The following is a 26,075-nucleotide window of genomic DNA, read 5'->3' on the forward strand; positions in this document are numbered from 1 at the left end:
CCATGAACAACTCTGTAGGCAACACGGCACGGTTGCTCGGGGCGGGCCTGCGGGCCCTGCTGGTCCTCACGATCGTCTGCGGCGTGCTCTACCCGCTCGCCGTCACCGGCATCGCCCAGGTCGCCTTCGGCGACAAGGCCAACGGTTCCGAGATCAAGGACGAGAGCGGCCGGGTCGTCGGCTCCTCCCTCATCGGCCAGACCTACAACCTGCCCAAGCAGAACCCCGACGACCCGGAAGAGGCCGCCAAGCCGGACCTGAAGTGGTTCCAGCCGCGCCCCTCCAACGGCCTCGGCTCCAACAGCATCAACACCCGGTACTCGCTGATCCTCTCCGGCGCCACCAACAAGGCGGGCGACAACCCGGACCTGGTCAAGCTGGTCACCGACGCCAAGGACGCGGTGATCGCGGACAACTCGACGGCGACGTACAAGGTCAGGCCCTCGGACGTGCCGGCCGACGCCGTCACCTCCTCCGGCTCCGGCCTCGACCCGAACATCTCCCCGGAGTACGCGGACATCCAGGTCCACCGGGTCGCGGAGCGGAACGGCCTCGACGTCAAGCAGGTGGAGAAGCTCGTCGAGGACAACACCACCGGCCGCACCCTCGGCTTCATGGGCGAGCCGCGCGTCAACGTCCTGGAGCTGAACACCGCGCTCAAGGCGCTGACCAAGAGCTGATGGCCGTCCTGCCCGCACGGACGGGAATCCGGTGGGGCGCGGAGGCTCCGCGCCCCACCGGTTCCTTGTCCGCCCGCAACGAAGAAAGGCTGTAGGCCCCATGACCCGGGTGCTCGTGGTGGAGGACGATCCGCAGCTCGTACGCGCCTTGAAGATCAATCTACAAGCGCGCAAGTTCGAGGTGGCCGAGGCAGGTGACGGCCGCGCCGCCATCCGGCTCGCCGCCGACCGCACACCGGACGTCATCCTCCTGGACCTCGGCCTGCCCGACATGGACGGCGTCGACGTGATCAGGAGCGTCCGCGGCTGGAGCCGGGTACCGATCCTCGTCCTGTCCGCGCGCCACACCTCCGAGGAGAAGATCCGCGCCTTGGACGCCGGGGCGGACGACTACGTGACCAAGCCCTTCAGCATGGACGAGCTGCTGGCCCGGCTGCGGGCCGCCACCCGGCGGCAGGAGGACCCCGCCTCCCCGGCCGGGCCCTCCGGGATCACGACCGACGAGTTCACCGTCGATCTCGCGGCCCGGAAGGTGGTGCGCGGGGAACGCACGGTCCGTCTCACGCCGACCGAATGGCACCTGCTGGAGCTGCTGATCGCCCACCCCGGCCATCTCGTCTCCCAGCGCAGGCTGCTGCTGGAGGTGTGGGGGCCGACGTACGCGGAGCACACCAACTACCTGCGCGTGTACATGGCGCAGTTGCGGCGCAAACTCGAAGCGGACCCCTCGCACCCCCGGTACCTGATCACCGAGCCGGGCATGGGCTACCGCTTCGAACCCTGACGGACACGGCACATCGAGTGGAACGAGAAGTCGGCACCAGATGAGACGCGGAAAGCTCCGGATCTACCTCGGCTCGGCACCGGGCGTCGGCAAGACGTACGCCATGCTGTCCGAGGCACACCGCAGGATCGAGCGCGGCACCGACTGCGTCGTCGGCTTCGTCGAGCACCACGGCCGGCCGCGTACGGAGGTGATGCTGCACGGCCTGGAGATGACCCCGCGACGGGAACTCGCCTACCGTGACAGCACGTTCACTGAGATGGACGTGGCCGCCCTGCTGGCGCGCCGGCCGGCGGTCGCGCTCGTGGACGAGCTCGCGCACACCAACGTCCCCGGCTCGCGCAACGCCAAGCGCTGGCAGGACGTCGAGGAGCTGCTGCGGGCGGGGATCGACGTCGTCACCACGGTCAACATCCAGCACCTGGAGTCCCTGGGCGACGTGGTGGAGTCCATCACCGGCGTGCGGCAGCGCGAGACCGTGCCCGACGAGGTGGTGCGGCGCGCGGACCAGATCGAGCTCGTCGACATGTCCCCGCAGGCGCTGCGCCGGCGGATGGCCCACGGCAACGTCTACCAGCCCGACCGCGTCGACGCCGCGCTGTCGAACTACTTCCGGCCCGGAAACCTCACCGCGCTGCGCGAGCTGGCGCTGCTGTGGGTCGCCGACCGGGTGGACGAGTACCTCCAGCAGTACCGGGGCGAGCACGACATCCGCTCGACCTGGCAGGCGCGCGAGCGCATCGTCGTGGGCCTCACCGGCGGGCCGGAGGGGCGCACGCTGATCCGGCGCGCCGCCCGGCTCGCGGAGAAGGGCGCGGGCGGCGAGGTGCTCGCCGTCTACATCGCGGCCGGCGACGGACTGTCCTCGGCCTCCCCCAGGGAACTGGCCGCGCAGCGCACGCTGGTCGAGGACCTCGGCGGGACCTTCCACCACGTCATAGGAGACGACGTGGCGCACGCCCTGCTGGAGTTCGCGCGCGGCGTCAACGCCACGCAGATCGTCCTCGGCGTCAGCCGCCGGCGGCCCTGGCAGTACGCGTTCGGCCCGGGGGTCAGCGCCACGGTGGCGGTGGAGTCGGGCCCCGACCTCGACGTGCACCTGGTCACGCACGACGCCGCGGCCCGGGGGCGGCGCAGCCTGCCGGCCGCGCGCGGCGCCAGGCTGGGCCGCTCGCGCCTCATCTGGGGCTGGCTGACCGGCCTCGTCGGCCCGGCGCTGCTGACGCTGCTGCTGCACGAGGTCGTGCCCGAGCTCGGGCTCGCGAACGACATGCTGCTCTTCCTCACGTTCACCGTGGCGGCCGCGCTGCTCGGCGGGCTGCTCCCGGCCCTCGCCTCGGCCGCGTTCGGCTCCCTGCTGCTGAACTACTTCTTCACGCCGCCGCTCTACCGGCTCACGATCTCCGACCCGCGCAACATCGTCGCGATCTCGATCTTCGTCGGTGTGGCCGTGTCCGTGGCCTCCGTGGTGGACCTGGCCGCGCGCCGCACCCACCAGGCGGCCCGACTGCGCGCCGAGTCCGAGATCCTGTCCTTCCTCGCCGGGAGCATCCTGCGCGGCGAGGACTCGCTCGAGGCCCTGCTGGAGCGGTTGCGCGAGACGTTCTCGATGCGGTCGGTGGCCCTGCTGGAGCGCGCCGGCGAGGTCGAGCCGTGGACCACGGCCGCCTTCGTCGGCACCGATCCGGTCGGCCGCCCCGAGGACGCGGACGTGGACATGCCGATCGGGGAGAACATGGCGCTGGCCCTGTCCGGGCGCGTCCTGCCGGCCGAGGACCGCCGCGTGCTCGGCGCGTTCGCCGCGCAGGCGGCCGTCGTACTCGACCGCCAGCGCCTGGTCGACGAAGCGGGCAGGGCCCGTGAACTCGCCGAGGGCAACCGGATCCGTACCGCCCTGCTGGCGGCCGTCAGCCACGATCTGCGCACCCCGCTCGCCGGGATCAAGGCGTCCGTCACCTCGCTCCGCTCCGACGACGTCGAATGGTCCGAGGAGGACCGGGGCGAGCTGCTGGAGGGGATCGAGGAGGGCGCCGACCGGCTCGCCGCGCTGATCGGCAATCTGCTCGACATGTCCCGCCTGAACACGGGTTCCGTCGTTCCGCTGATCCGGGAGACCGACCTCGACGAGGTCGTTCCGATGGCGCTGGGCGGCGTACCCGACGACAGTGTCGAGCTGGACATCCCCGAGACCCTGCCCATGGTCGCCGTCGACCGCGGACTGCTCGAGCGGGTCGTGGCCAACGTCGTCGAGAACGCCGTCAAGTACAGCCCGCACGGCCGGCCCGTCCACGTGTCCGCCAGTTCGCTGCTCGACCGGGTCGAGCTGCGGGTCGTGGACCGCGGGCCGGGTGTGCCCGACGAGGCCAAGGACCGGATCTTCGAGCCGTTCCAGCGGCACGGGGACGCCCCGCGCGGCGCCGGGGTCGGCCTCGGGCTCGCGGTCGCCCGCGGTTTCACGGAGGCGATCGGCGGAACGCTGACCGCCGAGGACACCCCGGGCGGCGGGCTCACCATGGTGCTCACCCTGCCGACGGCCGGGGACACCCCGAGGGCCGCGGCGGAACTGCCGGCTTCGGCGGTCACGTAGACGTCCGTACGGCGGGGACGGACCACGCGGGCCGTCCGGCCGCAGCACCCCCCACGGGGCTGCGGGCCGGACGGCCCTCGTGTCGTGCGACGGCGCGGAACGGGAGCACGGTCCGTCGCTTTCCGGCCCCCACGGTCCGGTCCGGCCGGCGTCGTCCCGGCAGTGTCAGGTCACCGCCGATCGGCCGCCGCCCGGTCGCCCGCGCACCCGTACCGCGCTGCCGTCGCGAGATCATCCTGCGCGCCCGTCCCCCCGTCACCGACACGCCTTGACGCACCCCTTCCGCCCAACCCCCCACCCTTGACGCCCTCCTGACGCCCCCTGCGGGTGAGGCTAACCTGCGCCCATGGATCTGGATTCCGAACTGGACGCGCTGGCACGCCAGGACGACCTCCCCGTCGACCTGGTACGGCGCCTGCTCCACCAGCCGGCGGCCCGGCGCACGGTGGCGCTGCTGCGCCGGGACCTCACCGGGGAGCTGATCGAGGAGATCATCGCGCTCGGCTCCGCGCGCTCCCTCGCCGCCAACACCTCCGTACCCGCGGAGGTCAGGGCCCGGCTGGCCCGGCACCCGGAAGCGTCGGTCCGATGCGCGGTCGCCGCGAGCGTCCGGGACCAGCCACCGGGACTCCTGGTCCGCCTGGCGGACGACCCCGATCCCTCCGTACGGTCCTTCCTCGCGATGAACGACCACCTGCCGCCGGAGCTGCTGGCCCGCCTGGCCGCCGACCCGGAGCCCGGCGTGCGGTCGTCCGTCGTCCAGCACTGCCGGGATGTCCCGGACTCCGTGTGCCGGGCCCTGCTCACGGATGTCGATCCCGGCGTCCGCGACGCGGCGCTCCACGCGTACTCCCCGCCGCCGGACCTGCTCCCCGGCCTGCTGGCCGATCCGGCGACCCGTGCCGCCGCCGTCCCGTACGCGGCTGCGACCCCGGAACTCGCCGCCGATGCGGATCCGCACGTACGCGAGGCGGCCGCCGCGTTGCCGGATCTTCCCACCACGCTGCGCGACCTGTTGGCACAGGATCCGGAGCTCTTCGTCCGTGCCGCCGTCGCGGACCGCCCCGACACTCCGCCGGCTCTGCGCGAGCGGCTCGAGGGCACGCTGGAGGCCGATGGCCCCATCGCCGAATGGTTCCTGTCGAACCGCCGCAGCCCCCACACGTGTCCCCCGCCGCTCCCCACTCCGCCACCGCTCACCCGGGCGCAGGCCGAGGCCCTGCTGGTGCGGGCCGGGTTGTAGGGGTCAGCGGCGGCGGGAGGAGAGGACGCAGAATTCGTTGTTCTCGGGGTCGGTCAGGACGACCCATGTGGCGTCCTCGCCCTGGCCCACGTCGGCGGGGCGGGCGCCGTGGGCGAGGAGGCGGGCGACCTCCGCCGCCTGGTCGTCCGGGCGGAAGTCCAGGTGCAGGCGGTTCTGCGACCGCTTCGGCTCCGGCACCGGTACGAAGAGCAGGCCCGGCAGCCGGTCCGGCTCGGGGCGGATCTCGTACTCCTCCGGGGAGTCGTTCACGACCACCCACCCCAGCGCCCGCGCCCACCAACGGCCCAGCGCGACCGGGTCCCGGGCGTCCACGACGGTCTGCTCCCACTCCAGCGGCATGCGCCGAGCCTATGCCCGGCGCGGCCGGATGCGGGCTGCGAGTACGGCGACGTCGTCCTCGGCGTGGCGGGCGTCCAGGGCCGCCACCACCGCGTCCACCATCTCCTCCACCGTCTCCCCCACCGGCAGCCGCAGCCCCGCCAGCCGGGCCAGCGAGACGTCGATGTCCTCGCCGCGCCGCTCGACCAGCCCGTCGGTGAACATCAGCAGGGTCTCCTCGCCGGTGATCCGCCGGGTCACACCCTCGTAGCCGCCCACCCCGGTGCCCAGCGGCGGGCCCACCGGCACGTCGACCAGGACCGCGGTGCTGTCCGCCCCGAAGATCGCGGGCGGCAGATGGCCCGCGCTGGCGAAGTCCGCGACCCCGCGCGCGGGGTCGACCCGTACGAGCAGACAGGTTGCGGGCCGCCTGGCCGGATCCTCGGCCACCAGAGCGTCCAGCTGACGCAGCACGCGGTGCGGGGCCAGGTCCGTCGAGGCCACGTCGCGCAGCGTGGAGCGGTAGGCGTTCATGTCGACGGCGGCATCGAGGCCATGCCCCATCACGTCCCCGACCACCAGCAGCGTGCGGCCGAAGTGCAGCCGGACCGTCTCGAACCAGTCCCCGCCGACCAGGGATCGGGAGCCGACCGGCAGGTAGCGGCTGGCCATCTCCAGATTGGGGTGCGGCCGGCCCGGCTCCGACACCAGCGCCCGCTGCAGGTGCAGCGCCGTGTCCTCGGTGGCGGCCAGCTCCCTGGCGTGGCCCAGGTGCACCGCGGCCAGCCGGGCCGTGAAGTGGACCGTCGCCGCCTCGTGGTCGCTGAAGCCGCCGTGGGCCCGTACGGCCAGCACCGCGCCGAGGACGCGGTCGCGGGCCAGCAGCGGAACCGACACGAGGTGGACCCGGCTGCCGCCGGAGACCGCCGCCCACTCGGAGAGCGGGTGCCCTCCGTCGATGGCGCGCACGGACGGCGACCCGTCGCTCCGCGCGGTCAGCAGCCCGACGGCACCGGCCACCGCGACCCGGTTCAGCACGCCGTCCTCGGTCCGCAGGTCCACCGCCACGGCGTCGCACAGGTTGCGGAACAGGAATCCGGCCAGCTCCTCGCACGTGGCGTTCTCGTCGAGCCGCGTCCCGATCTGCTCGGCCGCGGCTTCCATCGCGCGCAGTCGCGCGCGCAGCGCCTCGTACTCCCCCGGTGGCCCGGCGGACCTCCCGTCATGCTCCGACAAGACACCTCCCCGGCCCCTGGCAGCCGAAGAGGCCATTCCACCAGCCCCGCACGCCGCCCGCACGCACGCCGCGCGCCGCGCGGCCACGTCCCGGCGGATCACCTCGTCCGCCCCGCCGCCCAGTAGAGTCAGCCGACTCGACGATCACGGGGGAATCCATGCCCAAGCCCAAGTCCATATCCATGTCGACGCTGCGGGGCACCGCGGTACTCGCCGCGGTCCTGGCGGCGTTCAGCGTCTCCTGCGGGACGAGCCCGAAGGAGAGCGCGCCGCCCGCCGCCTCGTCCTCCGCACCCGCGGCGACCCCGGGCACGGCGGGCTCCGCGGCGCCCCCGGCGTCCGCCACGCCCGGCGCTTCCGCGCCCGCGTCGCCCGCGGCCGCGACCGGTACGCCTTCGCCGCAGGGATCCGAGCCGGTGAGCCTGGTCCGGGACGCCTTCGCCGGGCTCCAGGCCACGCTGGGCGAATCCTGCACCCCGGGCAACTGCGCCTACTTCCTCGGCCGGGTCTACGACGAACTGCACCGCATGGACGCGGCGATGAAGGCCGACGCGAAGGGCCCCGGCCACTTCCCCGAGCCGATCGCCCTGATCAAGAAGCTCGACGCGGAGCTCGCCGGGGACCGGTCCTTCGAGAACCTGAAGAAGCACCAGACCACGCTGATCGGCACCCGGGACAAGATCAACACCTGGATGCAGGGCCACCCCGACGACTACCGCTGACGCGTGACGTCCGACGCATGACGCAGGACGCCTTGCGCAATTGACGTTCGGCGGGTGGGGTGGGCCGGAGCCGGGCTCCGTACGGGAGAGCCCCCCGGGGTGCACCTGGGCGGCCCACAGCAGTGCGGCCCTCGGCCGGCTCCTGCGGATGGGACTGCGTAACGGCCGGCTCCAGCCGGCTCCAGCCGGCTCCAGCCGGGTCCGGTCGCAGCCGAGCGACAGCGGCCGTCTACCCGTCGGCGAGCTGTGCCACCCAGCCGTACGGGAGCTCCGCGCCGTCGAGCGTCACCGCCTCGACGGTGCGCGTCCGGGGGTCGATGTCGGCCTGTACCCCCTCGCCCGCGTACCGCGGATAGCCGGAGGCCCCGAATTCACCGGTGGCCTCGACGACGGCGGTGCGCAGCACGCCGCGCCGGGCGGAATCACCGGGCTCGGCCAGCCCGGGACGCACGACGACGGTGTAGCTGGCGGGGTGGGACGCGGGGGTGGATTCCATGCGTCCCAGGCTAGCCACCGACCGGCCGCCGGGCCGGTATCCCGGCCCCGTGGCCCACCCGCGTCCTGCGGGCCCCGCAGCGAGCCCGGCCTGATCGGCGAGACGCCCCCTAGTGGCGGGGGTCCACCTGGCGCAGCTCGGCCAGGAGTTCGCTCTGGCCCGCCAGCAGTTCGGTCAGGATGCGGCGGGCCGCGCGCAGCAGCTCGGCCACGTCGCCCCCGGCCAGGGCGTAGGTGACGGTCCCTCCGTCGCGCGTGGAGACGACGATGCCGGAGCGGCGCAGGACCGCCAGTTGCTGGGACAGGTTGGACGGCTCGATGTCGATCTCGGCGAGCAGCTCGCGGACGGGCCTCGGACCGTTCTGCAGGAGCTCCAGAACACGGATCCTGACGGGGTGTCCGAGCATGCGGAAGAACTCGGCTTTCGCCTGGTACAGGGGTACCTGCATGCTCACGAACGCTCCCGCCTCCATTTGGACCCGTACTCGCGGCCCCATCATTCCGTCCTCCTGGCCCACGCACGCCCCTGCTTGACCAATTTCGGATGTGCCGGATTGAAGATTTCTTCAATTCATGGGCGTGCGTGGGCCCGAGGGAGTGGACACTCCCTAGATCTCCAAAGCGGATTCGATGCGCTTGAGCTGGTGTCGGGCCATGGCCAGATTGGAGTTCGACTTGTTCAGCACGACGTACAGGAACAGCCCGCTGGTGCCCCGTCCCCGGAGCAGCCGGATCAGGTGGTACTGGTTCCCGAGGGTGATGAGAAGGTCTTCGATCTCGTCGTCCAGACCGAGCATTTCCATGGTGCGGACCTTGGCCCGGATCACATCGGTGTTCCCCGCCGCGGCGACGGCCAGGTCGAGGTCCTTCCCGCCACCGAGCGTACCCAGTGCCATTCCGCTGCCGTAGTCGACCAGGGCCACCCCCAGGGTGCCCTCGATCGAGGTCATCGTCTCCTTCAACGAGACTTCCACATTCGCCATCGGCGCCCGCTCCCTCATCTCCGCGTTCACGGCCCGGCGCCCCTGCTTCCGCGGGGACGCCTGACCTCTCGTGAGACCGACGCTACTGAGCGTGCGCGAGAACGTAGGGAGAACGGGAGATTTGACGGAAAACCTCCCGTCCTCCGTCTAAGATCCGCCCGGCACGCGCGCGATCGCGCCGGCCTCCAGTGCCACGTACAGGGCGCCGTCGGGGCCGAGGGCCAGGCCGTGGGGCTCGCTCCCCGGCGGGTCGAGCGGGTACGAGTCGACCCGGCCCGCCGGGGTGATGCGGCCGATCCGGCCCGAGCCCCACTCGGTGAACCAGAGGCATCCGTCCGGGCCGGAGGTGATCGCGTGGGGGCGGCAGGCCGCGTCGGCGAGCGGGAACTCGGTGATCTCGCCGAGGAGCGTGATCCGGCCGATCCGGCCGGCCCCGATCTCGGTGAACCACAGCGCCCCGTCGGCGCCCGCGCAGATCCCCACGGGTGCGGCCCGCTCCGTGGGCAGCGGATGGAGGGTGACATCGCCGTTCGTGGTGATCCGCCCCACCGCGTTCGCCTGGTTGAGGGTGAACCAGAGCGCGCCGTCCGCCCCCGCCGTGATCATGGAGGCGAACCCGTCGGCCACGGGCAGCGGGAACTGTGCGACCTCGCCGTCCGTGGTGATCCGGCCGATCCGGTCGGCGTGGAGCTGGGTGAACCAGAGCGCGCCGTCGGGGCCCGCCGCGATGCCGTACGGGCCGGCGCCGGGGTCCGGGAGGGCGTACGAGCAGGCCTCGCCACCGGTGGTGATGCGGCCGATCCGGTGGTCCCGGGTGCGGGTGAACCAGAGGGCGCCGTCCGACCCGGCGGCGATCAGGGACGGGCCGCAGGAGGACGAGTCCAGTGCGTACGAGGCCAGTTGCCCGTCAGGGGTCAGGCGGGCGACGGCGCCCGCGTGGACCAGGGTGCACCACAGGGCGCCGTCGGGGCCGGCGGTGAGCGCGTACGGGCCCGAGGCCGGATCCGGCACGGGGAACGCCTCGGGCGCGCCGAGCCCTGCGGACTCGGGGGAGGTCGGAGCGGGTAAGGACACGGGTGCCTCTTTCCGGACGGCGGCGGGACGTGAACGACCGTACCCGCGAAGGCGGCGAGGGCGGCGGGGCGCCTTCCGGCATCAGACATCCGACATCCGGACCGGAGCGCCGGAGCGGCGGTCGCCCGGCCCGTCGGGCGACGGCGCACCGGCCGGACCGCGACGGCCGTCCTCCACCCGGGCGGGTGGGACGTGCCGCCGCGGACCGGCCCGGACTAGGGGGTGTCCGCAAAGTCCCGCCTGCCCCGCGGCGCCCCGCGGGCGCACGGCGCTACTTTGCGGACACCCCCTAGCGCCTGCGGTCCACGACCGCCAGCAGCTTCCCGCTGGTCGCCGTGCGGTCCAGCCCGGCTCCGTCCACCGCCTCGACCGTGAAGTCGAGCAGCTGCTCCGCCACCGCCGACCGCACCTCCGGGTACGCGGCCAGGAAGGCCTCCCGCGCACGCTCCGGATCCGGGGCGTGCGCGCTCTCCAGCCGTACGGTGAGGCCCTCGCGGGCCGCCCCGGCCGTCAGGACGGCCTGGAGCTCGCCCCGGTACCCCAGCCGCTCCCCCGCGATGGCCACGAAGCGGCGGTAGTTGAGGAAGTACGTCGCCACCCGCATCACCTCGCCCAGCCGGCCCAGCAGTTCGAAGCGCGGGGCGTGGCTGCCGCAGGGGCAGCGCCCCGGCAGCGCGCGACCGAGGTCGCCGATCACGTACCGGTCGAGGTGCTGGCCGCGCCGGGCCCGGGTGGTGAAGACGAGCCTGCCCGTCTCCCCCGGTGCCACGGGCCGGTCCTCGGCGACGTCGACGATCTCCAGGGTGTGCAGGTCGGCGTGGAGGTGGTGGACGCTGCCGCCGCTCTGCGTGCACTGGTAGCCGAGCGGACCGAGGTCGGTGCTGCCGTAGGTGACGGAGTGGACGACCTCGATGCCGAACGTCTCGGCCAGCGTCCTGCGCTGCTCCTCGGTGAAGTGCTCGCCGCCGTAGTAGATCTTGCGCAGGCCGCCGTACGAGCGCAGCAGGTCCGCCTCCTCGTGCAGGAGCTGCCACAGGTACGACGGCATGCCGAAGAGCGTGTCCACCTCGTACGCGACGATCATCTCGGCCGTGGCCCGGTGGTCGGTTCCGGCGGCCATCGGCATCTGGACGCCGCCGAGCCGCTCCAGGATGGAGAAGAAGCTGATGAACCCGCCGTACATGCCGCCGCAGTAGAAGAGGTTGGCCGTACGGTCGCGGGCCGGGTCGTAGCCGGCGGCGAGCAGGCCGCGGGCGGCGGCGTGCATCTGCGTGTCGTAGTCCTCGTACGTGAACAGCGACAGGGCCGGCGCACCGGTACTGCCCCCGCTGCGGAAGTACAGCTCGGCGTCGCTCCGGTCCACCCCGCGGTTGAGGTCCTGGACGGCCGCCTTGTCCAGCAGCGGCCCCGTGGGCGGCGGGAAGACGGCCGGACGGGCGAGGTCGTCGAGGCAGGCGGTGGCGGCGAAGCGCGCGTCGGCCTGGACGGCGACGCGACGGCTGTAGCGCTGGAGGGCGTAGACCCCGTCGTGCGGTTCGCCGGCGTAGCCGGCCGTCATGGCCCCGACGGGGGTGACGCGGGTGGCGCCCGCGGCCAGCACCAGGGCGGAGAGCTCGGCGATGTCGGTGCGGCTGCCCGCGATGCCGGCCGTCTGGAGGTAGCGGCGCATGGGCCGCAGGGTGGCGATGAGGTCCTTGCGGGGCAGTGGCTTGACCCAGACGCTGCGGTGCAGCGGCGAGGCGGTGAGGGCGGCGCGGGTGTCGGCCATGACGCGCCAGGTGCCGTCGGGGGCGGCCAGGACACGGGTGAGGCCGAGGTGCTCCTCGAGGCGGGCGAGGTGCTCGGTCGTGGTCAGTTCGGCGTATTCGGCCGGGTCGAGGTCGCGACCCGCGGCGGGCGCCGGCTGCGCGGCCAGGGCGGCGCCGAGGCGCTCGGCGAAGGCGTGCAGGACCTCGGTGTTCCCGGCATCGGTGTCGAGGTAGACGACCTGGGGGCTGGAACAGGCCTGCTGCTCGAAGAGGCAGACGTCCTGGGCCAGGGCGGTCGGCGTCGCCTCGTCGGCCCAGGCGTCCCGGGTGACGTAGGCGAAGGAGATCTTGTGTCCCCACTCCACCAGGCGGCAGCCGGCCGGGACATGGGCGGCGACGCCCTCGACGGCGCTCTCGCCGCCCCAGACCGCGACGGCGTCGGCGGGCGCGCACATCAGGCGCAGCCACTCCTGGCGGGAGGAGGGGAAGCGGAGCACGATGATGCGCTCGGCGAGCGCGCCCGTCGGGTCCTGCGCGGCGAGTTCGGCGAGCAGGTGCTGGGCGAGGAGCGTGTCGGCGCTGCTGGTCTTGAGGACGTTGACGTTCCCGGCGAGGAGTCCCTCGATCAGGCTGAGCGGGGCGACGGTGGCGGCGTTGCCCGGGGCTATGTGGGCGACCAGGCCGACCGGTGCCCAGGCCTCGTAGACGGTCTCCTTGGCGTCGGGGCGCTTCAGCCGCTGGGGGGCGGTGCCTCCCAGCTCGCGGCGGAGCTTGCGGGTGAGGGCGGGACGGCCGAGGAACTCGGCGAGTTCGGCGAGGAGTTCCTCCCGCTCCGCGGCACCGTCCCCGGGCAGGTGCGGGGCCAGCCGCTCCCGTACGCGGTGGCCGGGGTCGCGCAGGGCGCGGGACAGCGCGTCGCACGCGGCCAGCACCGTCTCGGTGTCCAGCGGCGCGGCGAGCGCGGACTCGACGGCGGCGGGCAGGGTGGCCAGCCGGCGCTCGGCCTCCTCGTCACCGATGAAGGCGCCCTGCCAGTAGTGGTGGTCGAGGTTGATGGTGTCGGTCACGACATTCCCTTCATCAGTTCGGCGGCGGCCACGGCGCAGCTGCGGTTGCGGCTGACCCCGGCGCGGCCGTGGATCGTGAACCACGGGGTGTCCAGCTCGCAGCCGCACTCCTCGCCCGGGTGGAGCGAGGCGAGGTCGCCCATGAGCACGCTCTGCGCCGGTACGGAGGTGATGTACGGGGACACCAGGTGCAGGTAGCCGCGCTCGCCGTACGGAAGCGGTTCGAGGGTGCGGGTGGAGCGGATGAAGACGCGGGACCAGACGGGCGCGTGGAGGTTGTGGTGCGTGCACTCGATGTACGGGATGCAGTGCTCGACCGAGCCGAAGGTGTCCCGGATCCGCTCCGAGGGGACGCCCAGCTGCTCCGTGACGCGGGCGTACAGCTCGTGTTTGCCGATCTGCCGGTCGGTGTGGCCCTTCCAGCCGCCGCCGAGGATGATCAGCGAGCCCGCGGGCAGCTCCAGCGGCGGGAGGCCCATGGCCCGCATCCGCTCCAGCGTGAACCAGAGGAAGGCCGGGAAGCCGAGGATGCGGACGGGTACGTCTTCCTCGGCGAAGCGGCGCAGCGCGGCGACGCAGCCGAAGGGGTCGAACTCGTGGCCGTTGCCGGTGCCCCGCAGGGCGTACTCGACCTGCCGGGCCGGGGCGAAGTCGCACAGGTAGTTGTCGGTGAACGAGGTGCCCAGGTTGAGGTCGCGGGCGGGCTCGTAGCTGTAGAGCAGGTAGTTGACCGGCTGGTCGGGGGTGATCCAGCCGTTGTGGTCGAAGATGCGGGCGACCATGCGCTGGGCGGAGCGGATGGTCCACTCGTCGAAGAACATCTGCGACTTCTGTCCGGTGGTGCCGGAGGAGGTCAGGTGGAGGTGGACCTCGTCCTCGGGTATGGACAGGACCTCGTGGCGCTTGAAGAAGTTCGCGTGCACCAACGGCGCCCGGTAGGGGGTGTCCGGCCGCGCGCCGTCGTCGTACAGGCTGCGGAAGAACGGGGAGCGGTCGCGGTGCCAGGCGTTGATCTCCGCCATGGCGGCGGTGAACAGCTCGTCCTCGGCGGGGCCGCAGGCGTAGGGATCGGTCAGGTCGCACAGCTGCTGCACCCGGCCGAGGGCGGCGGCGTCCGGGACGTCGACGGGGGCGAGATGGGGTGTGGAGGGGGTGGTGGACGGGGTCACGGAAGGGGCCGTGGAAGGGGTCATGGAGCAACCTCACGTACGGGCAGATGCGTCGACGCCCAGGCCGACACATAGGAATCGAGGAAGGGCCGCAGCGGCGGGTCGACGACCAGCCCGCGGAAATCGATGTGCTCGGCGGTCCGGGACATCACCACGTAGTCGTGGAAGCCGTCCCCGTCCCGCCGCATGGCCGGATACAGCGCCCCGGCGATGAAGCCCTGGGCGGCGAAGGCGGAGAGGGCCGCGTGGTGTTCCAGCGGTACGAGCGCCTCCACGTAGCCCGCGCCGGCGCGGGTCAGGGTCCGGGTGACCGGCTCCAGCCAGCCGGCGGCGGCCGCCGGGTCGGGGTGGGCGGTGACCAGGGCGCAGTAGCCGCCGGTGCGGTTGAGGTAGGCGTACACCTCGAACCCGCCGTCGTCGGGGGTGAGCAGGATGTTGGGGGTGTGCAGCGGGTAGAACCAGCGGCCGGTGTCGGGGAAGTGCTCCCGGAAGCGGCGGCGGACGAAGGCCGGCGCCTCGATCATCTCCAGCCGGCGGGGGGCGGGCCCGGCGGGCACCGGCAGCGGCGGGGTCGGCCGGACCTCCGCGTAGCTGATGCCGAGGCCGTCCTCGGCGGTCCGCAGCAGCGGCAGCAGGGAGGCGGGCACTTCGGCCACGGGTACCCGGCGGTCCAGCACCCCCGGCGAGTGACGCGCGTAGAGTGCGAGGCTTTCGCGGCTGCTGAGATCCACGGCGTTGGGCAGGATGCCGAGCGGGCGGAATCCGTTGCGGGCCACGACGCGCTGGGGTCCGGCGCTGACCGTGCGGACGGTGGCGTACACCGAGTCGAGCTTCCCGGCGTCGAGGGTGCCCGCGCACACGGCCTCGGTCAGCTGCCCGGCGAGCCCGGATCCGCGCTGGTCGGGGTGGACGGCGAGGCCTTCGAGCCGGCCGATGCGGCTGCCGGGTTCGCCGTGGACCGCGGCCGAGCCGGCGAGGGCGCCGGTGCGGGGGCAGCGGGCGACGAGCCAGAGGGTGTGCGGGTCCTGGATCAGCCGGGACATCTCGGCGGGGTCGGTGCCGAGGGCGGTGGGGTAGTGCGGGCCGTAGACGGCGTAGTAGAGCTGGCGGAGATCGGCGATGTCGGCCGGGGTGGCCTGCTCGATCGCGGCGGTCATCGCATGCCTCCTGCGGGGGTGGGCTCGGGGGCGGGGGCCGGGGCGGGTGCGCCGGCCGGACGGGCGTGGCCGGGCAGCAGGGCCAGGGCGAGGGCGGCGGGCACGAGTCCGGCCGCCTGGATCAGGCACAGGGTCTGCGCGCCGAGGTGGTCTCCGAGGAATCCGAAGAGCAGCGAGGCGACCGGGAAGGTCGCGCCGAGGACGGCCTGCATGACGGCGAAGAACGCGGGCTTGTCGGCGGCCGGGACCAGCCGCTGGAACAGGGCCACGAAGCGGACCCCGATCACCCCGACGCACCAGCCGGTCAGCAGCAGGGAGCCGGCGATGGCCGGCCGTGCGGCGATCAGGCCGGGGACGGCGAGGGCGGCGGCCATCGTGCCCAGGCACGCGGTGCCGACCACGGCGGGCCGGCCGGGCACCCGGGCGCCGGTGAAGGAGCCGACGAGCGTGCCCACTCCGAGGGAGGCCTCCAGGAGGGCGACGGTGCCGCCGTCGCCGTGCAGTACGGAGGCGGTGTACAGCGGCATGACGACGAAGACGGCCGTGGTGAAGAGGTTGGCCGCGGTGAAGCAGAGCAGGATGCCGCGGACGTACGGCATGGAGCCCAGCAGCTGACGCAGGGTCCGGCGCGGCGCCTCCCGCGCACCGACGGCGTCGGGGTCGGCGTCGGCGGGGTCGTCTGAGGCGGCGTCTGCGGCGGGCCGGTCCGCGGTCCGGAACCGTACGGTCGCGATGAGCAGGGCGGCCGCGGCGTAGGCGGCGGCGCAGCCGACGGCGAGGCCGGCCACCCCGGCGGCGTCCACGACGACGGCGCCGAGCAGGGCTCCGCCGAGGCTCGCCAGCGACTGGGTGGACAGTTCGAAGCCGGTGGCGGCCTCGATGTCCTCGTCGTCGACGAGCTCGGGCACGGAGGTGGTCAGGCAGGGGTCGAAGAAGGCCTGGCAGGTCGCCAGGGCGAGGGCGGCGGCGTAGGCCGCGGCGACCGGGAGGTCGCTCGCGCAGGCCCAGACGGCCAGCGCCGCGGCGGCCGCTCCCGCTCCCCCGGCGGCGCCGCGCAGCAGCGAGCGGTGGGCGAAGCGGGCGATGGCACGGGCGACGAGCGGGGCCAGGACCACGGCGGGCAGCGTGCTGACGGCCATGAACAGGCCGGCCGCGAAGCCGCCGTCGCCGGATGCGGCCTCGCTGATGAGCCACCAGGAGATGCCCACCTGGAACATCCGCACGCCGGCCTGGGTGAGGACCTGGCCGAGCCATACGGTGCCGAAGGCGCGGTTGCGCAGGACGAGGGGCAGGCGGCGGGCGGACACGGTCGGCGCCGTCATGCCGTCGGCCTCTCGTCGAGGACGCGGACCAGCTTGCCGGTGCGGGAGTTGACGACCAGGTCGCGGTGGCGGGCCCACTCCACGCGCAGCGGGTGCACGAACCCGGTGGCGACGCTGTCCGGATAGAGGGGCCGGGCGGTGTTCAGCCCGGTCACGACCTCCTCGGCGAGGGCCTCCAGGGCGGCCGGGTCCTGGCCGGGGGCGCTGGCCAGGCGCAGTACGAGGCCGTCGCGGCCCTCCCAGCGGCGTACGACGAGCTGCATGCCGGTGGCCCGGCAGGCGGTGTCGGCCTCGGCGACGGCGTTCGTGACGTCCTGCCAGTACAGCGAGACGGGGCCGACCCTGACCCCTTCCTCGGCGCGGCCGAGGATGCGGAAGGCGCCGCCCTCGGTGTCGGTCCACTCCGCGCGGTCGCCCGCGGGGTAGCGGATGACGGGCATGAGGCGGCGGTAGAGCTGGGTGACGACGACCCGTCCGGGGCGGCCCGGCTCGCGGACGGGTTCGCCGGTCGTCTCGTCGAGGATCTCGACGAGGGTCTGCGGGGCGAACGGGCGGTGCGTACGGGTGTCTTCGCCCGCGCCGGCCGCCGGTCGCCCGAGGAGGCCGCCGTCGACGCTGGCGTAGCCGAGCGAACGGGGTGTGGCGCGGGGGAAGGCGGCGGCGAGGAGGCGGCGCTGGTCCTCGAAGAGGGCTTCCCCGCCGAAGAACAGGAATTCCACGCCGGGCAGTTGGCGGCCGGCGCAGATCAGGTGGTCGGCGAGGCGGCACAGGGTGGTCGGCGTGCCGGCGAGGACGTCGGCGGCGAAGTCCTCGATCGTGGCGAGCGTCGAGTCGAGCGGTGCGCCGCCGCCGATGGGCAGGCGGACGTTGGCGACGGGGGCGTGCGCGAGGGAGTCCAGGATGAACAGGAAGCTGGCGTAGAGCTCACCGGCGTAGAAGAGGTCGGCGACCCGGTGCCCGGGCCGCAGGCCCGCGTCGACCATGCCGGAGCCGAAGGTGGTGACGAACTCCCGCCATTCCTCGCGGGTGTAGCAGGAGAACCGCGGCGTGCCCGTGGTGCCGCCCGTCTTGAACACGACCGCCTCCCCGAGGGGAGCGGTCAGGACGCGGTTGTCGCGCAGGGTGTTGGCGGCCCAGAAGGCGTCCTGGTCCACGACGGGCACGTCCGTGACCCGGCTCACGTCCGGCGGCAGGTCCGCGTAGAGCTCTGCATAGAAAGGGGAACGGTCGCGGGCGAAACGCACGAGGTCTGAAAACTGCTGGACGGGCATGCTGCCTTTACCTCGAAAGATGAAGATGAAAGTTGGAATAGGCGGAGGACAGGCGGCGCGCACGTCGGGGAGTGGTGGAACTCACACCACTCTCATCCGTTGATCAGTCAACAATGCGTACGTTGCGCACAGTTGGCGAGCGCGGCGGCGACCTGATGTCTGTTCACATGATGAGACAAGAGGAACGGACCGCCAAATCGATCGGTGGCAGCACCATGGAGTTCCGGCCCGCGGGGCCGAAACCGCTCAGCCCGGGGTTTCCCTATCGGCGGGGATTCGGCCCGCCCTTGCGAATGCGCCGGACCGGCCATAATGAACGGAAAGACATCTCCACCGAACAGGACGAAGACCTCGTGGGAACAACACCCCTGCCTCCGGGCCAGCGCCTCGCCAAGGGCTGGCCCGTCTCCCACTACGGCCCTGTCCCGAAGTTCCGTCCCGAGCGCTGGTCCCTCCAGGTCTTCGGCGCCACCGCCACGGGCGACAAGTACGCCTGGTCGTTCGAGGAGCTCTCGGCGCTGCCCTGCGTCACCATCGAGACCGACCTGCACTGCGCCTCGGGCACGACCTCCACGGACCACGAGTTCTTCGGAGTCCCCGCCCGGGCGATCCTGGAGCTCGCTCCGCCGGCCCCGCAGGTCACGCACGTCATGGCCTGGGCGGAGTACGGGTACAGCGCCAACCTGCGCCTCGGCGACTTCGACTCCGGGCGGACCGTCCTGGCCACCCACCACGACGGCGAGCCGCTCACCGTGGAACACGGGTTCCCGCTGCGCCTGGTCGTCCCGCACCTCTACGGCTACAAGGGGCCGAAGTGGCTGCGCGCGATCGAGTACATGACGGCCGACCGGCGCGGCTTCTGGGAGGAGCGCGGGTACCACAACATCGCCGACCCCTGGACGGAGCAACGCCACTCCTACCAGGAGGAATAGGCGGGCCGGCCAGGCGCTGCGCCCCGGCGCGGCGTCATGCGTGTCCCCGCCGCCCGGCAAATCGTTTGCCCGGGCATGACGACGACGCGCTCCACGCTCACCACCACGGCGCGACACCGGGCCGCTGCGGATGACGGCGGCCGCCCCCTGTACGTCCCCGCTCCCCGGCAGCCGGCCCATGCGGCCGCGTCCGCCCCGCTGTTCGAGCAGCTGGCCCGGGAGTGGGCGGCGCGGGGGGCGACCGTGCCGGGACGGCCGGATCCCGCCTGGCGGCGGCTGGTCTCCTGGGAGCACTTCGAACGGGAGACCGCGGCGACCGTCCGCGACCTGCACCTGCGCGGCCCGGAACCCCTGCCGGTGCCCGCGCCCGCCTCCCCCGCGAACCCGCCCCGGTGGATGCGGGCCTGAGCCCGCGGCCGGCGGCCGGGGCGCTCACCGACCGGCGCGGATCCGGCCCGCCACCAGGCGGATGGCGGCGATCGTCAGGTCCGGGTCGTGCAGCTGCACGTAGTGGTCGCTGCCGGTGGCCAGGAGGTGCGGGGTCTGCACCCCCAGCTCCACCAGGGCCTGCTGGACCGCGGGCCAGGCGCGCTCCAGTGGTTCGAGGAGGTCCTTCGGGCTCCCGGCCGGGACTGCGAAGGGCTCCGTCTTGCTGAGTACGGCCATCGGTACCTTCGGCAGCGGCTTCGCCGCCCGCACCGCGCCGACCGCGCCGTCGACGTCGGCCTTCTCGAAGCCCGGGTCGGCGTCGAAGGGCGTACCGGGGTGGTTGAGCAGCCTCAGGTACGCGGGCCACCGGGCGCCGAAGTAGGGCCGCATGTTGGTCCCGAACGCGTCGACGAAGACGAGGCCGGCCGTCTTGTCCGGATGCCGCTGGGCGTACAGCCGGGTGATCATTCCGCCGAAGGAGTGGCCGACCAGCAGGTACGGTCCGGGCACGCGCCCCGCCGTCAGCACCCGGTCGAGGTCGTCGGCCATCGCGGCGAGGGAGCGCGTGCCGGTCAGCGGCGTGCTGCGGGTGGTGAGCGCCGGCGGGTTCGCGTAGCGGATGGTCCCGGGCCGGTCGTACGTGCACACCCGCGCGAAGGCCGCGACGCCCGGGAAGACCGCCGGTGACCCGGGGACGGGCGGGCGGGTTCGGGTGAGGTTCCAGGTGTCGGACGAATCGTGCAGCCCGGACTCCAGGACGACCGTGGGGCTCCCGCTCCCCCGGCAGCTCAGCCAGATCTTCCGGCCGCCGCCCACGTCCACCCGGCGGGAGGAGTCCTGGCGGGCGAAGTCCCGGGGGGAGCGGCTCGGGCCGGTGGCGGAGACGGCCGGGGCGCCCCGGAGGGGCGGGGGGCCGCCGCACCCGGGCAGAGCGGCCAGTGCCGTCGCCACCAGGGCGGTGGTCAGGAGCGGAACCCGCTGTCGCACCGGCACCGTCCGCCTCCGCCCGCCCGTCCCGCACCGCTCCGTCGGTCCGATCATCCGGTACGAGCGGGCCGGGCCACGGGAGCGCCGCACGGGCCGGCCCCGCTCAGCTCTTCCCCGTACGCCGGCCGCCGCCCAGGCCGAGGCCGAGACCCACCAGGACCGCCGCCGCGACCACGATCACCGCGTCGATCACCAGGACCGTGCGGACCCCTCCGAACAGCGAGGCCTGCGTGGTGGCGAGGACACCGAGCAGCGGGATCCCGATCGTCAGGCCCACCTGCTGCGTGGTGGTGACCAGGCCGGTCGCCAGCCCCTGCTCCGCGTCCGGCACACCGCTCGTCACGGTCAGCCCGTACGAGATGATCGCGCCGAGGTGGAACATGCTGGCCACCGACACGGCGACGGTCGCCACCAGTGCGCCCGAGTCCGCGCCCACGGCGAGCAGCGCGGCGGTGAACAGCCCCTGGCCGAGCAGGGAGCCGGTCAGCGTGCGGCGGGCGCCGAAGCGGCCGATGACCTTCGGTGCGAAGGAGCCGGCGAAGGCGGAGGCGACGCCCTGGACGCCGAAGACCAGACCGGTCCGGAAGGAGGACAGCCCCAGCGTCTCCTGCAGGTACAGGGTCAGGACGAAGACGACCGTCGACATCATCGAGAAGGTCACGAGACCGGCGACGTTGCCCCAGGCGATCGTGCGCCGCTTCAGCATCGGCAGCGAGACCAGCGGGGCCGGGCTCTTCGTCTCCACCACGGCGAAGGCGGCGAGCAGGGCCAGGCCGGCGAGCAGGGTGCCCCACACGTCCACGCCGCCGAAGCCGCGCTGGGCCGCCGTGGACAGGGAGTAGATCAGCGCGAGCAGACCGCCGGTGACGGTGACGGCGCCGGGTACGTCCAGGCGCGGCCGGTCGGGAGTGCGCGACTCGGGCAGCAGCCCGGGGGCGAGGGCGAGCACGAGCACGGCGGTGACCGAGAGCAGCCCCATCGTCGAGCGCCAGCCCAGCGTGTCGGTCATGACGCCGCCCAGGACCATGCCGATGGTGAAGCCGAGGGAGAGCAGGGTGCCGGAGATGCCCACGGCCTTGTCGCGCAGCGGGCCCTCGGGGAACGTCGTGGTCAGCAGGGACATGCCGGTCGGCACGATGACCGCCGCGCCGAGGCCCTGGAGGGCGCGCCCGGCCAGGAAGGACGCCGGGTCCCAGGCCAGGGTGGCCAGCAGCGAGGCGGCGCCGAAGAGGGTGAGGCCGAGCAGGAACAGCTTCTTCCTGCCGTACAGATCGGCGATCCGGCCGAAGAGGAGCAGGAAGCCGCCGGAGGGGAGCGCGAAGGCGGTGACCGCCCACTGGAGGGCCGACTGGCTCAGGCCCAGGTCCTTGCCGAGCACCGGCAGGGCCACGTTCAGCACGGAGAAGTCGAGCGCCACCATGAACTGGGCGGCGCAGAGGACGAAGAGGACCAGCTTGGCCCGGCCGCTGAGCCGTGCGGGGGTCCCCGGGTCCGCCGCCCTTGCCGTGGTCTTCGCCGCTGTCGCCGCTGTCGCCGCTGTCGTTGTCGTCGTTGTGGTTGTCGTCGTTGTCTGGGAATCGATCGCCATGGCCACACCCTCGCGGCCCGGGAATGCCCGTGGAGAGTGGGAACTTATCCTGTTGGTGGCACCACCAGGCAGCCGACAGGGGGAGTGAGTGGCTACACCGATCGACAAGCACCGCCGTTCCGAGCTGCGCGAGTTCCTGATGAGCAGACGGGCGCGGGTGACCCCCACCGAGGCGGGCCTGCCCGACGGCGGGGCCCGGCGCCGCACCCCGGGGCTGCGCCGCGAGGAGGTCGCCGTGCTCGCGGGGGTCGGGGTGTCGTGGTACCAGTGGCTGGAACAGGGGCGCGACATCACGGTGTCCCCGCACGTCCTCGACTCGGTGGGACGGGTCCTCAAGATGTCCAGCGCCGAGCGCCGGCACCTGTACGTACTGGCGGGGCTCAACCCGCCGGCGCTCGAAGTGGCGCCCGCCGACCGGGACATGTGCCAGGGGCTGAAGCGGCTGATCGACGCCTGGATGCCGTTCCCCGCGCACATCATGGACGTGTACTGGAACACCGTGCTCTACAACGACGCGGCCGCGCTGGTGCTCGGCATGCGCCCCGAGATCGTGCAGAACTGCCTCATCGCGTTCTTCACCGACCCCATCTACAAGGCCCGTTCCCGGCACTGGGAGGAGAACGCCTGCAACGTGGTCGCCCAGTACCGGGCCGCGAGCTCGGAGTGGCCCGAGGACGAGGGGTTCCGGGCGGTCATCGAGGAGGCCCGGGAGCTCAGCCCCGAGTTCGCCGTGCTGTGGGACCAGCGCGACATCCGGCCCGGCGGCCAGATGCGCAAGGAGATCGAGCACCCGGTCGTGGGGACCCTGTTCGTGGAGTCGACGCAGCTGCGCGTACCGGCCCGGCCCGACCTCTCGATCGTGCTGCACACCCCGCTCCCGGCCACCGACACGGCGGAGAAGCTGGAGTGGCTGACCTCGGCGGAGGGGCGCCGGGGAACCATGTACCCGATCGCCGGCTGACGCCGTACGGGCCGGCCGCAACGTCCGGGCCGGCCGGGCGACGCCCCCCGTACGCGGTGCCGGGACGGCCGTGCGGCCGTCCCGGCACCGCGGCGGCCGGCGGCTACCGCTCCTCGGACACCGCGCGCGCGAGCTCCTCCTCCACCGCGCGCAGCTCTTCCTGCCGGTCCATGAGGATCAACAGCTCCCGGTGGTTGGTCAGTGCGGTGACGAGGAGATCGTCCCAGCCCGGTTCCAGCGCGCACATGCGCCGCGCGGCGTCGACGGATTCGGCGCGCAGGGCCAGCGCGATCTCCGGCTGGTGGGCGAACTCGTAACGGCTGTACTTCCACAGTGCGGCGGACAGCAGGGGCAGGTAGGCCAGCGGGCTCACCCGGGCCAGGACGCGGTAGGCCGCGACCCGCTCACGGACCGGCGGCTTCGCCGATCCGAGGAGGGCGACCCGGGCTCGCAGGACTGCGTCGTGATTGATGTTCGCCGAGTGATTCATGACGGTGATTCTCAAAGCCGCACAGGGGCCCGAACAAGGGCAAACGGCTGTGCCTTCGGTCCTACGAAAACCGCCTCTGACCTGTCATGATTGGTACGTCTTCACCCCTGCGCCCCCGGACGGCCCGCGGCCTCCGCGACGGGATGCCGCCCCTCACCCCTCCCCCGCTCTCCGCCGTCGTGCTCTTTTTCGCGAGCGTGCGAGCCACTCAGAGGATCACCCAATCACAAATGGGACAGATCACCTCAAAAACCCTCTCAGGCGGTACCCCTTGAGTGCCCAAAACGGCGTGGGGTTAGCATGTGAGCGCCGCCTAGCTCGAAAGATAAACCTGTGACTGTCAATGACGACTCGTTCACCAACTGGAAGAACCGCGAGGAGATCGCGGAGTCGATGATCCCGATCATCGGGAAGCTGCACCGCGAGCAGGACGTGACGATCCTGCTGCACAGCCGCTCCTTGGTGAACAAGTCGGTGGTCAGCATCCTGAAGACCCACCGATTCGCCCGTCAGATAGCCGGCGAGGAGCTCTCCGTCACGGAGACCCTGCCGTTCCTGCAGGCGCTCACCACCCTGGACCTGGGCCCCTCCCAGATCGACATCGGCATGCTCGCCGCCACCTACAAGGCCGACGACCGCGGCCTGTCCGTGGAGCGCTTCACCGCCGAGGCCGTCGCCGGGGCCACCGGCGCCAACAAGATCGAGCGCGGCGAGGGCCGCGACGTCGTCCTGTACGGCTTCGGCCGCATCGGCCGCCTCGTCGCCCGCCTGCTGATCGAGAAGGCCGGCTCCGGCAACGGGCTGCGCCTGCGCGCCGTCGTCGTCCGCGGGGGCGGCGAGGCCGACCTGGTCAAGCGCGCCTCCCTGCTGCGCCGGGACTCCATCCACGGCCAGTTCCAGGGCACGATCACGGTCGACGAGGCGAGCAGCACGATCATCGCCAACGGCAACGCGATCAAGGTGATCTACGCCAACGACCCGAGCGAGGTCGACTACACGGCGTACGGCATCAAGGACGCCATCCTCATCGACAACACCGGCAAGTGGCGCGACCGCGAGGGCCTCTCCAAGCACCTGCGCCCCGGTATCGACAAGGTCGTCCTGACCGCTCCGGGCAAGGGCGACGTCCCGAACATCGTGCACGGCGTCAACCACGACACGATCAAGCCGGACGAGCAGATCCTGTCCTGCGCCTCCTGCACCACGAACGCGATCGTCCCCCCGCTCAAGGCCATGGACGACGAGTACGGCGTGCTGCGCGGCCACGTGGAGACCGTCCACTCGTTCACGAACGACCAGAACCTGCTGGACAACTACCACAAGGCCGACCGCCGCGGCCGCTCCGCGCCGCTGAACATGGTCATCACCGAGACCGGTGCCGCCTCGGCCGTCGCCAAGGCGCTCCCGGACCTCAAGGCCCCGATCACCGGCAGCTCGATCCGCGTCCCCGTCCCGGACGTCTCGATCGCGATCCTGAGCCTGCGCCTGGGCCGCGAGACGACCCGCGAGGAGGTCCTCGACCACCTCCGCGACGTCTCGCTGAACTCCCCGCTGAAGCGCCAGATCGACTTCACCACCGCGCCCGACGCCGTGTCGATGGACTTCGTCGGCTCGCGCCACTCCTCGATCGTCGACGCCGGCGCCACCAAGGTCGACGGCGACAACGCGATCCTGTACCTCTGGTACGACAACGAGTTCGGCTACTCCTGCCAGGTCATCCGGGTCGTCCAGCACGTCTCCGGCGTCGAGTACCCGACGTACCCGTCCCCGGCGGTCTGATCTCCTCGCACCCGCCGCACCCACGGCCCGTCCCACCGCCCGCTCCCGGGCGGCGGGGCGGGCCGCGTGCGTTGCCGGGGCGGGCGCGCTGCACCGAAACCCAGGTGTGCGGTGGACTGTTGTGCTGTTACGTTCCTCGTGTGCCGAAGTTGAATCAGATCATCGCAGTGGAGAAGGGCGTCAAGTCCAAGTCTCTCCAGGAACTCACCCAAGCCCATCAGGACGTCCAGAAGCCCGCGTTGCTCGCCGGCATCTCGCGGACGTACCAGCCCAAGGACGAGGAGGGCGAGCAGCTGCCGCCCGAGTCCACGCGGGTGCAGATCAAGGCGGAGGACGTGCTGCGCGCGACGGCGGGGACGCTGACGCGACTGTTCGACGTGACGGCGACGAAGGACTGGGCGAACCGCACGGCGGCCGCGGACGTCGTCGTCGACGGAACGGTCCTGCTGCCCCAAGTGCCGGTCCCGTACCTGCTGTTCCTCGAGAAGCAGCTCACCGACCTGCACACGTTCGTACGCAAGCTCCCGGTGCTGGACGCGTCCGAGGCCTGGAACCTCGACCCGTCCACGGACGCGTGGAAGACCGACCCGGTCCGCACGATCCGCACCAAGAAGGTGCCCCGCAACCACGTGAAGGCCGAGGCCACGGAGAAGCACCCGGCGCAGGTCGAGGTGTACTACGAGGACGTGCCGGTCGGTTACTGGACGACCGTGAAGTTCTCCGGCGCGCTGCCCGCCCGCCGGGTCAACGAGCTCCTCGACCGGGTCGAAAGGCTCCAGCAGGCGGTCAAGTTCGCCCGCGAGGAGGCCAACGGCACCGAGGTCACCGACCAGCGCGTCGGGGACGCGGTGTTCGGCTACCTGTTCCGGTAGCCTCAAGATCGCCCCTTGTGCGAGCGAGGGGGTGCGCGCACAGCGCGCAAAGCTGAAACTGATGTTGAAGCTGACCAAGGGGTGTCAGTTGGGGGTTCGAATCCCTCCCCCGGCACACGTGCCGGGGTGGCCCAAGCCGGAAGAGGCGGCCCCGTGAAAC

At 72.6% G+C, this 26,075-nt stretch carries 24 protein-coding genes; 10 read left to right on the forward strand and 14 right to left on the reverse strand.

What is annotated here, in order from left to right; genetic code table 11:
• Window positions 1-2: 2 nt before the first annotated feature.
• From ACFYZS_RS08515 to ACFYZS_RS08530, 4 genes are all read left to right on the forward strand, one after another.
• Window positions 3-680 (forward strand): potassium-transporting ATPase subunit C, encoded by a 678-nt coding sequence (locus ACFYZS_RS08515; RefSeq protein ID WP_389008227.1) that lies wholly within the window; start codon window positions 3-5, stop codon window positions 678-680.
• 100 nt (window positions 681-780) lie between these two features.
• On the forward strand, window positions 781-1,464 hold the full coding sequence (locus ACFYZS_RS08520; RefSeq protein ID WP_389008230.1) for a response regulator: 684 nt from the start codon (window positions 781-783) through the stop codon (window positions 1,462-1,464).
• 40 nt (window positions 1,465-1,504) lie between these two features.
• Entirely contained in the window at window positions 1,505-4,051 is a 2,547-nt protein-coding gene (locus tag ACFYZS_RS08525; protein WP_389008233.1) for an ATP-binding protein, read from the forward strand.
• 346 nt (window positions 4,052-4,397) lie between these two features.
• Window positions 4,398-5,294 carry a hypothetical protein gene (locus ACFYZS_RS08530; protein ID WP_389008235.1) on the forward strand — a complete coding sequence of 299 codons (897 nt, stop codon included), beginning with the start codon at window positions 4,398-4,400 and terminating at the stop codon, window positions 5,292-5,294.
• A gap of 3 nt (window positions 5,295-5,297) precedes the next feature.
• Here the strand turns inward: ACFYZS_RS08530 and ACFYZS_RS08535 are convergent, their stop codons facing one another.
• Window positions 5,298-5,654, reverse strand: coding sequence for a VOC family protein (locus ACFYZS_RS08535; RefSeq protein WP_389008238.1), 357 nt, complete (start codon window positions 5,652-5,654; stop codon window positions 5,298-5,300).
• Between the two features lie 9 nt (window positions 5,655-5,663).
• Window positions 5,664-6,869 carry a PP2C family protein-serine/threonine phosphatase gene (locus ACFYZS_RS08540; protein WP_389008241.1) on the reverse strand — a complete coding sequence of 402 codons (1,206 nt, stop codon included), beginning with the start codon at window positions 6,867-6,869 and terminating at the stop codon, window positions 5,664-5,666.
• 158 nt (window positions 6,870-7,027) lie between these two features.
• Between ACFYZS_RS08540 and ACFYZS_RS08545 the strand changes: the two genes are divergently transcribed.
• Complete coding sequence (locus ACFYZS_RS08545; RefSeq protein WP_389008244.1) at window positions 7,028-7,591, forward strand: hypothetical protein; 564 nt, start codon at window positions 7,028-7,030, stop codon at window positions 7,589-7,591.
• Window positions 7,592-7,820: 229 nt separating this feature from the next.
• On the opposite strand, the gene ACFYZS_RS08550 is transcribed toward ACFYZS_RS08545, so the two are convergent.
• The 9 genes from ACFYZS_RS08550 to ACFYZS_RS08590 form a co-directional block, all read right to left on the reverse strand.
• Complete coding sequence (locus ACFYZS_RS08550) at window positions 7,821-8,087, reverse strand: hypothetical protein (RefSeq protein WP_389008247.1); 267 nt, start codon at window positions 8,085-8,087, stop codon at window positions 7,821-7,823.
• A gap of 109 nt (window positions 8,088-8,196) precedes the next feature.
• Window positions 8,197-8,535, reverse strand: coding sequence for a helix-turn-helix transcriptional regulator (locus ACFYZS_RS08555; protein WP_030861048.1), 339 nt, complete (start codon window positions 8,533-8,535; stop codon window positions 8,197-8,199).
• Between the two features lie 159 nt (window positions 8,536-8,694).
• Window positions 8,695-9,069 carry a hypothetical protein gene (locus tag ACFYZS_RS08560; RefSeq protein ID WP_389008250.1) on the reverse strand — a complete coding sequence of 125 codons (375 nt, stop codon included), beginning with the start codon at window positions 9,067-9,069 and terminating at the stop codon, window positions 8,695-8,697.
• Between the two features lie 147 nt (window positions 9,070-9,216).
• The gene (locus tag ACFYZS_RS08565; RefSeq protein WP_389008253.1) at window positions 9,217-10,143 is read right to left on the reverse strand and encodes a virginiamycin B lyase; all 927 of its coding nucleotides are present in this window, start codon (window positions 10,141-10,143) and stop codon (window positions 9,217-9,219) included.
• Window positions 10,144-10,432: 289 nt separating this feature from the next.
• Window positions 10,433-12,958: an aldehyde dehydrogenase family protein gene (locus ACFYZS_RS08570; RefSeq protein ID WP_389008256.1), complete on the reverse strand. Its 2,526-nt coding sequence runs from the start codon at window positions 12,956-12,958 to the stop codon at window positions 10,433-10,435.
• A complete protein-coding gene (locus ACFYZS_RS08575) occupies window positions 12,955-14,151 on the reverse strand; it encodes an acyl-protein synthase (protein WP_389008259.1) in 1,197 nt (398 codons plus the stop codon). The genes ACFYZS_RS08570 and ACFYZS_RS08575 overlap by 4 nt, the downstream gene beginning before the upstream one ends.
• A complete protein-coding gene (locus ACFYZS_RS08580; protein WP_389008262.1) occupies window positions 14,148-15,284 on the reverse strand; it encodes a GNAT family N-acetyltransferase in 1,137 nt (378 codons plus the stop codon). The genes ACFYZS_RS08575 and ACFYZS_RS08580 overlap by 4 nt, the downstream gene beginning before the upstream one ends.
• Window positions 15,281-16,606, reverse strand: a complete 1,326-nt coding sequence (locus tag ACFYZS_RS08585) for an MFS transporter (RefSeq protein WP_389008265.1) — start codon at window positions 16,604-16,606, stop codon at window positions 15,281-15,283. Before ACFYZS_RS08585 ends, ACFYZS_RS08580 begins: the two co-directional genes overlap by 4 nt.
• Window positions 16,603-17,877: a phenylacetate--CoA ligase family protein gene (locus ACFYZS_RS08590; protein ID WP_389008267.1), complete on the reverse strand. Its 1,275-nt coding sequence runs from the start codon at window positions 17,875-17,877 to the stop codon at window positions 16,603-16,605. Before ACFYZS_RS08590 ends, ACFYZS_RS08585 begins: the two co-directional genes overlap by 4 nt.
• A gap of 293 nt (window positions 17,878-18,170) precedes the next feature.
• Between ACFYZS_RS08590 and ACFYZS_RS08595 the strand changes: the two genes are divergently transcribed.
• Both ACFYZS_RS08595 and ACFYZS_RS08600 read left to right on the forward strand, forming a co-directional pair.
• The gene (locus tag ACFYZS_RS08595) at window positions 18,171-18,809 is read left to right on the forward strand and encodes a molybdopterin-dependent oxidoreductase (RefSeq protein ID WP_389008828.1); all 639 of its coding nucleotides are present in this window, start codon (window positions 18,171-18,173) and stop codon (window positions 18,807-18,809) included.
• A 75-nt stretch (window positions 18,810-18,884) separates the two neighbouring features.
• Window positions 18,885-19,217: a hypothetical protein gene (locus ACFYZS_RS08600; protein WP_389008270.1), complete on the forward strand. Its 333-nt coding sequence runs from the start codon at window positions 18,885-18,887 to the stop codon at window positions 19,215-19,217.
• A gap of 24 nt (window positions 19,218-19,241) precedes the next feature.
• Here ACFYZS_RS08600 and ACFYZS_RS08605 read toward each other — a convergent pair whose 3' ends face one another.
• Both ACFYZS_RS08605 and ACFYZS_RS08610 read right to left on the reverse strand, forming a co-directional pair.
• Window positions 19,242-20,231 (reverse strand): alpha/beta fold hydrolase, encoded by a 990-nt coding sequence (locus tag ACFYZS_RS08605; RefSeq protein WP_389008273.1) that lies wholly within the window; start codon window positions 20,229-20,231, stop codon window positions 19,242-19,244.
• Window positions 20,232-20,328: 97 nt separating this feature from the next.
• Window positions 20,329-21,813: an MFS transporter gene (locus tag ACFYZS_RS08610; protein ID WP_389008276.1), complete on the reverse strand. Its 1,485-nt coding sequence runs from the start codon at window positions 21,811-21,813 to the stop codon at window positions 20,329-20,331.
• Between the two features lie 139 nt (window positions 21,814-21,952).
• Between ACFYZS_RS08610 and ACFYZS_RS08615 the strand changes: the two genes are divergently transcribed.
• Entirely contained in the window at window positions 21,953-22,774 is an 822-nt protein-coding gene (locus ACFYZS_RS08615; protein ID WP_389008831.1) for a helix-turn-helix transcriptional regulator, read from the forward strand.
• A gap of 103 nt (window positions 22,775-22,877) precedes the next feature.
• Here ACFYZS_RS08615 and ACFYZS_RS08620 read toward each other — a convergent pair whose 3' ends face one another.
• Entirely contained in the window at window positions 22,878-23,264 is a 387-nt protein-coding gene (locus ACFYZS_RS08620) for a hypothetical protein (protein WP_389008279.1), read from the reverse strand.
• A 333-nt stretch (window positions 23,265-23,597) separates the two neighbouring features.
• Here ACFYZS_RS08620 and ACFYZS_RS08625 point away from each other — a divergent pair, with 333 nt between their 5' ends.
• Together ACFYZS_RS08625 and ACFYZS_RS08630 are read left to right on the forward strand one after the other, a co-directional pair.
• Window positions 23,598-25,043 (forward strand): glyceraldehyde-3-phosphate dehydrogenase, encoded by a 1,446-nt coding sequence (locus ACFYZS_RS08625; RefSeq protein ID WP_389008282.1) that lies wholly within the window; start codon window positions 23,598-23,600, stop codon window positions 25,041-25,043.
• A gap of 140 nt (window positions 25,044-25,183) precedes the next feature.
• Entirely contained in the window at window positions 25,184-25,915 is a 732-nt protein-coding gene (locus tag ACFYZS_RS08630) for a hypothetical protein (RefSeq protein WP_030861024.1), read from the forward strand.
• Window positions 25,916-26,075: the final 160 nt, after the last annotated feature.

Source organism: Streptomyces sp. NPDC001903 (assembly GCF_042891345.1).
GTDB lineage: Bacteria > Actinomycetota > Actinomycetes > Streptomycetales > Streptomycetaceae > Streptomyces.

Excerpts from the sequence above, each read along its gene's own strand:
- ACFYZS_RS08580 (WP_389008262.1), bottom strand. The coding sequence starts at position 15,284 with ATGACCGCCGCGATCGAGCAGGCCACCCCGGCCGACATCGCCGATCTC.
- ACFYZS_RS08525 (WP_389008233.1), top strand. The coding sequence starts at position 1,505 with ATGAGACGCGGAAAGCTCCGGATCTACCTCGGCTCGGCACCGGGCGTC.
- ACFYZS_RS08575 (WP_389008259.1), bottom strand. The coding sequence starts at position 14,151 with ATGACCCCTTCCACGGCCCCTTCCGTGACCCCGTCCACCACCCCCTCC.
- ACFYZS_RS08595 (WP_389008828.1), top strand. The coding sequence starts at position 18,171 with ATGCGCCGGACCGGCCATAATGAACGGAAAGACATCTCCACCGAACAG.
- ACFYZS_RS08515 (WP_389008227.1), top strand. The coding sequence starts at position 3 with ATGAACAACTCTGTAGGCAACACGGCACGGTTGCTCGGGGCGGGCCTG.
- ACFYZS_RS08560 (WP_389008250.1), bottom strand. The coding sequence starts at position 9,069 with ATGGCGAATGTGGAAGTCTCGTTGAAGGAGACGATGACCTCGATCGAG.
- ACFYZS_RS08535 (WP_389008238.1), bottom strand. The coding sequence starts at position 5,654 with ATGCCGCTGGAGTGGGAGCAGACCGTCGTGGACGCCCGGGACCCGGTC.
- ACFYZS_RS08555 (WP_030861048.1), bottom strand. The coding sequence starts at position 8,535 with ATGCAGGTACCCCTGTACCAGGCGAAAGCCGAGTTCTTCCGCATGCTC.
- ACFYZS_RS08545 (WP_389008244.1), top strand. The coding sequence starts at position 7,028 with ATGCCCAAGCCCAAGTCCATATCCATGTCGACGCTGCGGGGCACCGCG.
- ACFYZS_RS08530 (WP_389008235.1), top strand. The coding sequence starts at position 4,398 with ATGGATCTGGATTCCGAACTGGACGCGCTGGCACGCCAGGACGACCTC.
- ACFYZS_RS08615 (WP_389008831.1), top strand. The coding sequence starts at position 21,953 with ATGAGCAGACGGGCGCGGGTGACCCCCACCGAGGCGGGCCTGCCCGAC.
- ACFYZS_RS08585 (WP_389008265.1), bottom strand. The coding sequence starts at position 16,606 with ATGACGGCGCCGACCGTGTCCGCCCGCCGCCTGCCCCTCGTCCTGCGC.
- ACFYZS_RS08620 (WP_389008279.1), bottom strand. The coding sequence starts at position 23,264 with ATGAATCACTCGGCGAACATCAATCACGACGCAGTCCTGCGAGCCCGG.
- ACFYZS_RS08520 (WP_389008230.1), top strand. The coding sequence starts at position 781 with ATGACCCGGGTGCTCGTGGTGGAGGACGATCCGCAGCTCGTACGCGCC.
- ACFYZS_RS08550 (WP_389008247.1), bottom strand. The coding sequence starts at position 8,087 with ATGGAATCCACCCCCGCGTCCCACCCCGCCAGCTACACCGTCGTCGTG.
- ACFYZS_RS08590 (WP_389008267.1), bottom strand. The coding sequence starts at position 17,877 with ATGCCCGTCCAGCAGTTTTCAGACCTCGTGCGTTTCGCCCGCGACCGT.
- ACFYZS_RS08600 (WP_389008270.1), top strand. The coding sequence starts at position 18,885 with ATGACGACGACGCGCTCCACGCTCACCACCACGGCGCGACACCGGGCC.
- ACFYZS_RS08610 (WP_389008276.1), bottom strand. The coding sequence starts at position 21,813 with ATGGCGATCGATTCCCAGACAACGACGACAACCACAACGACGACAACG.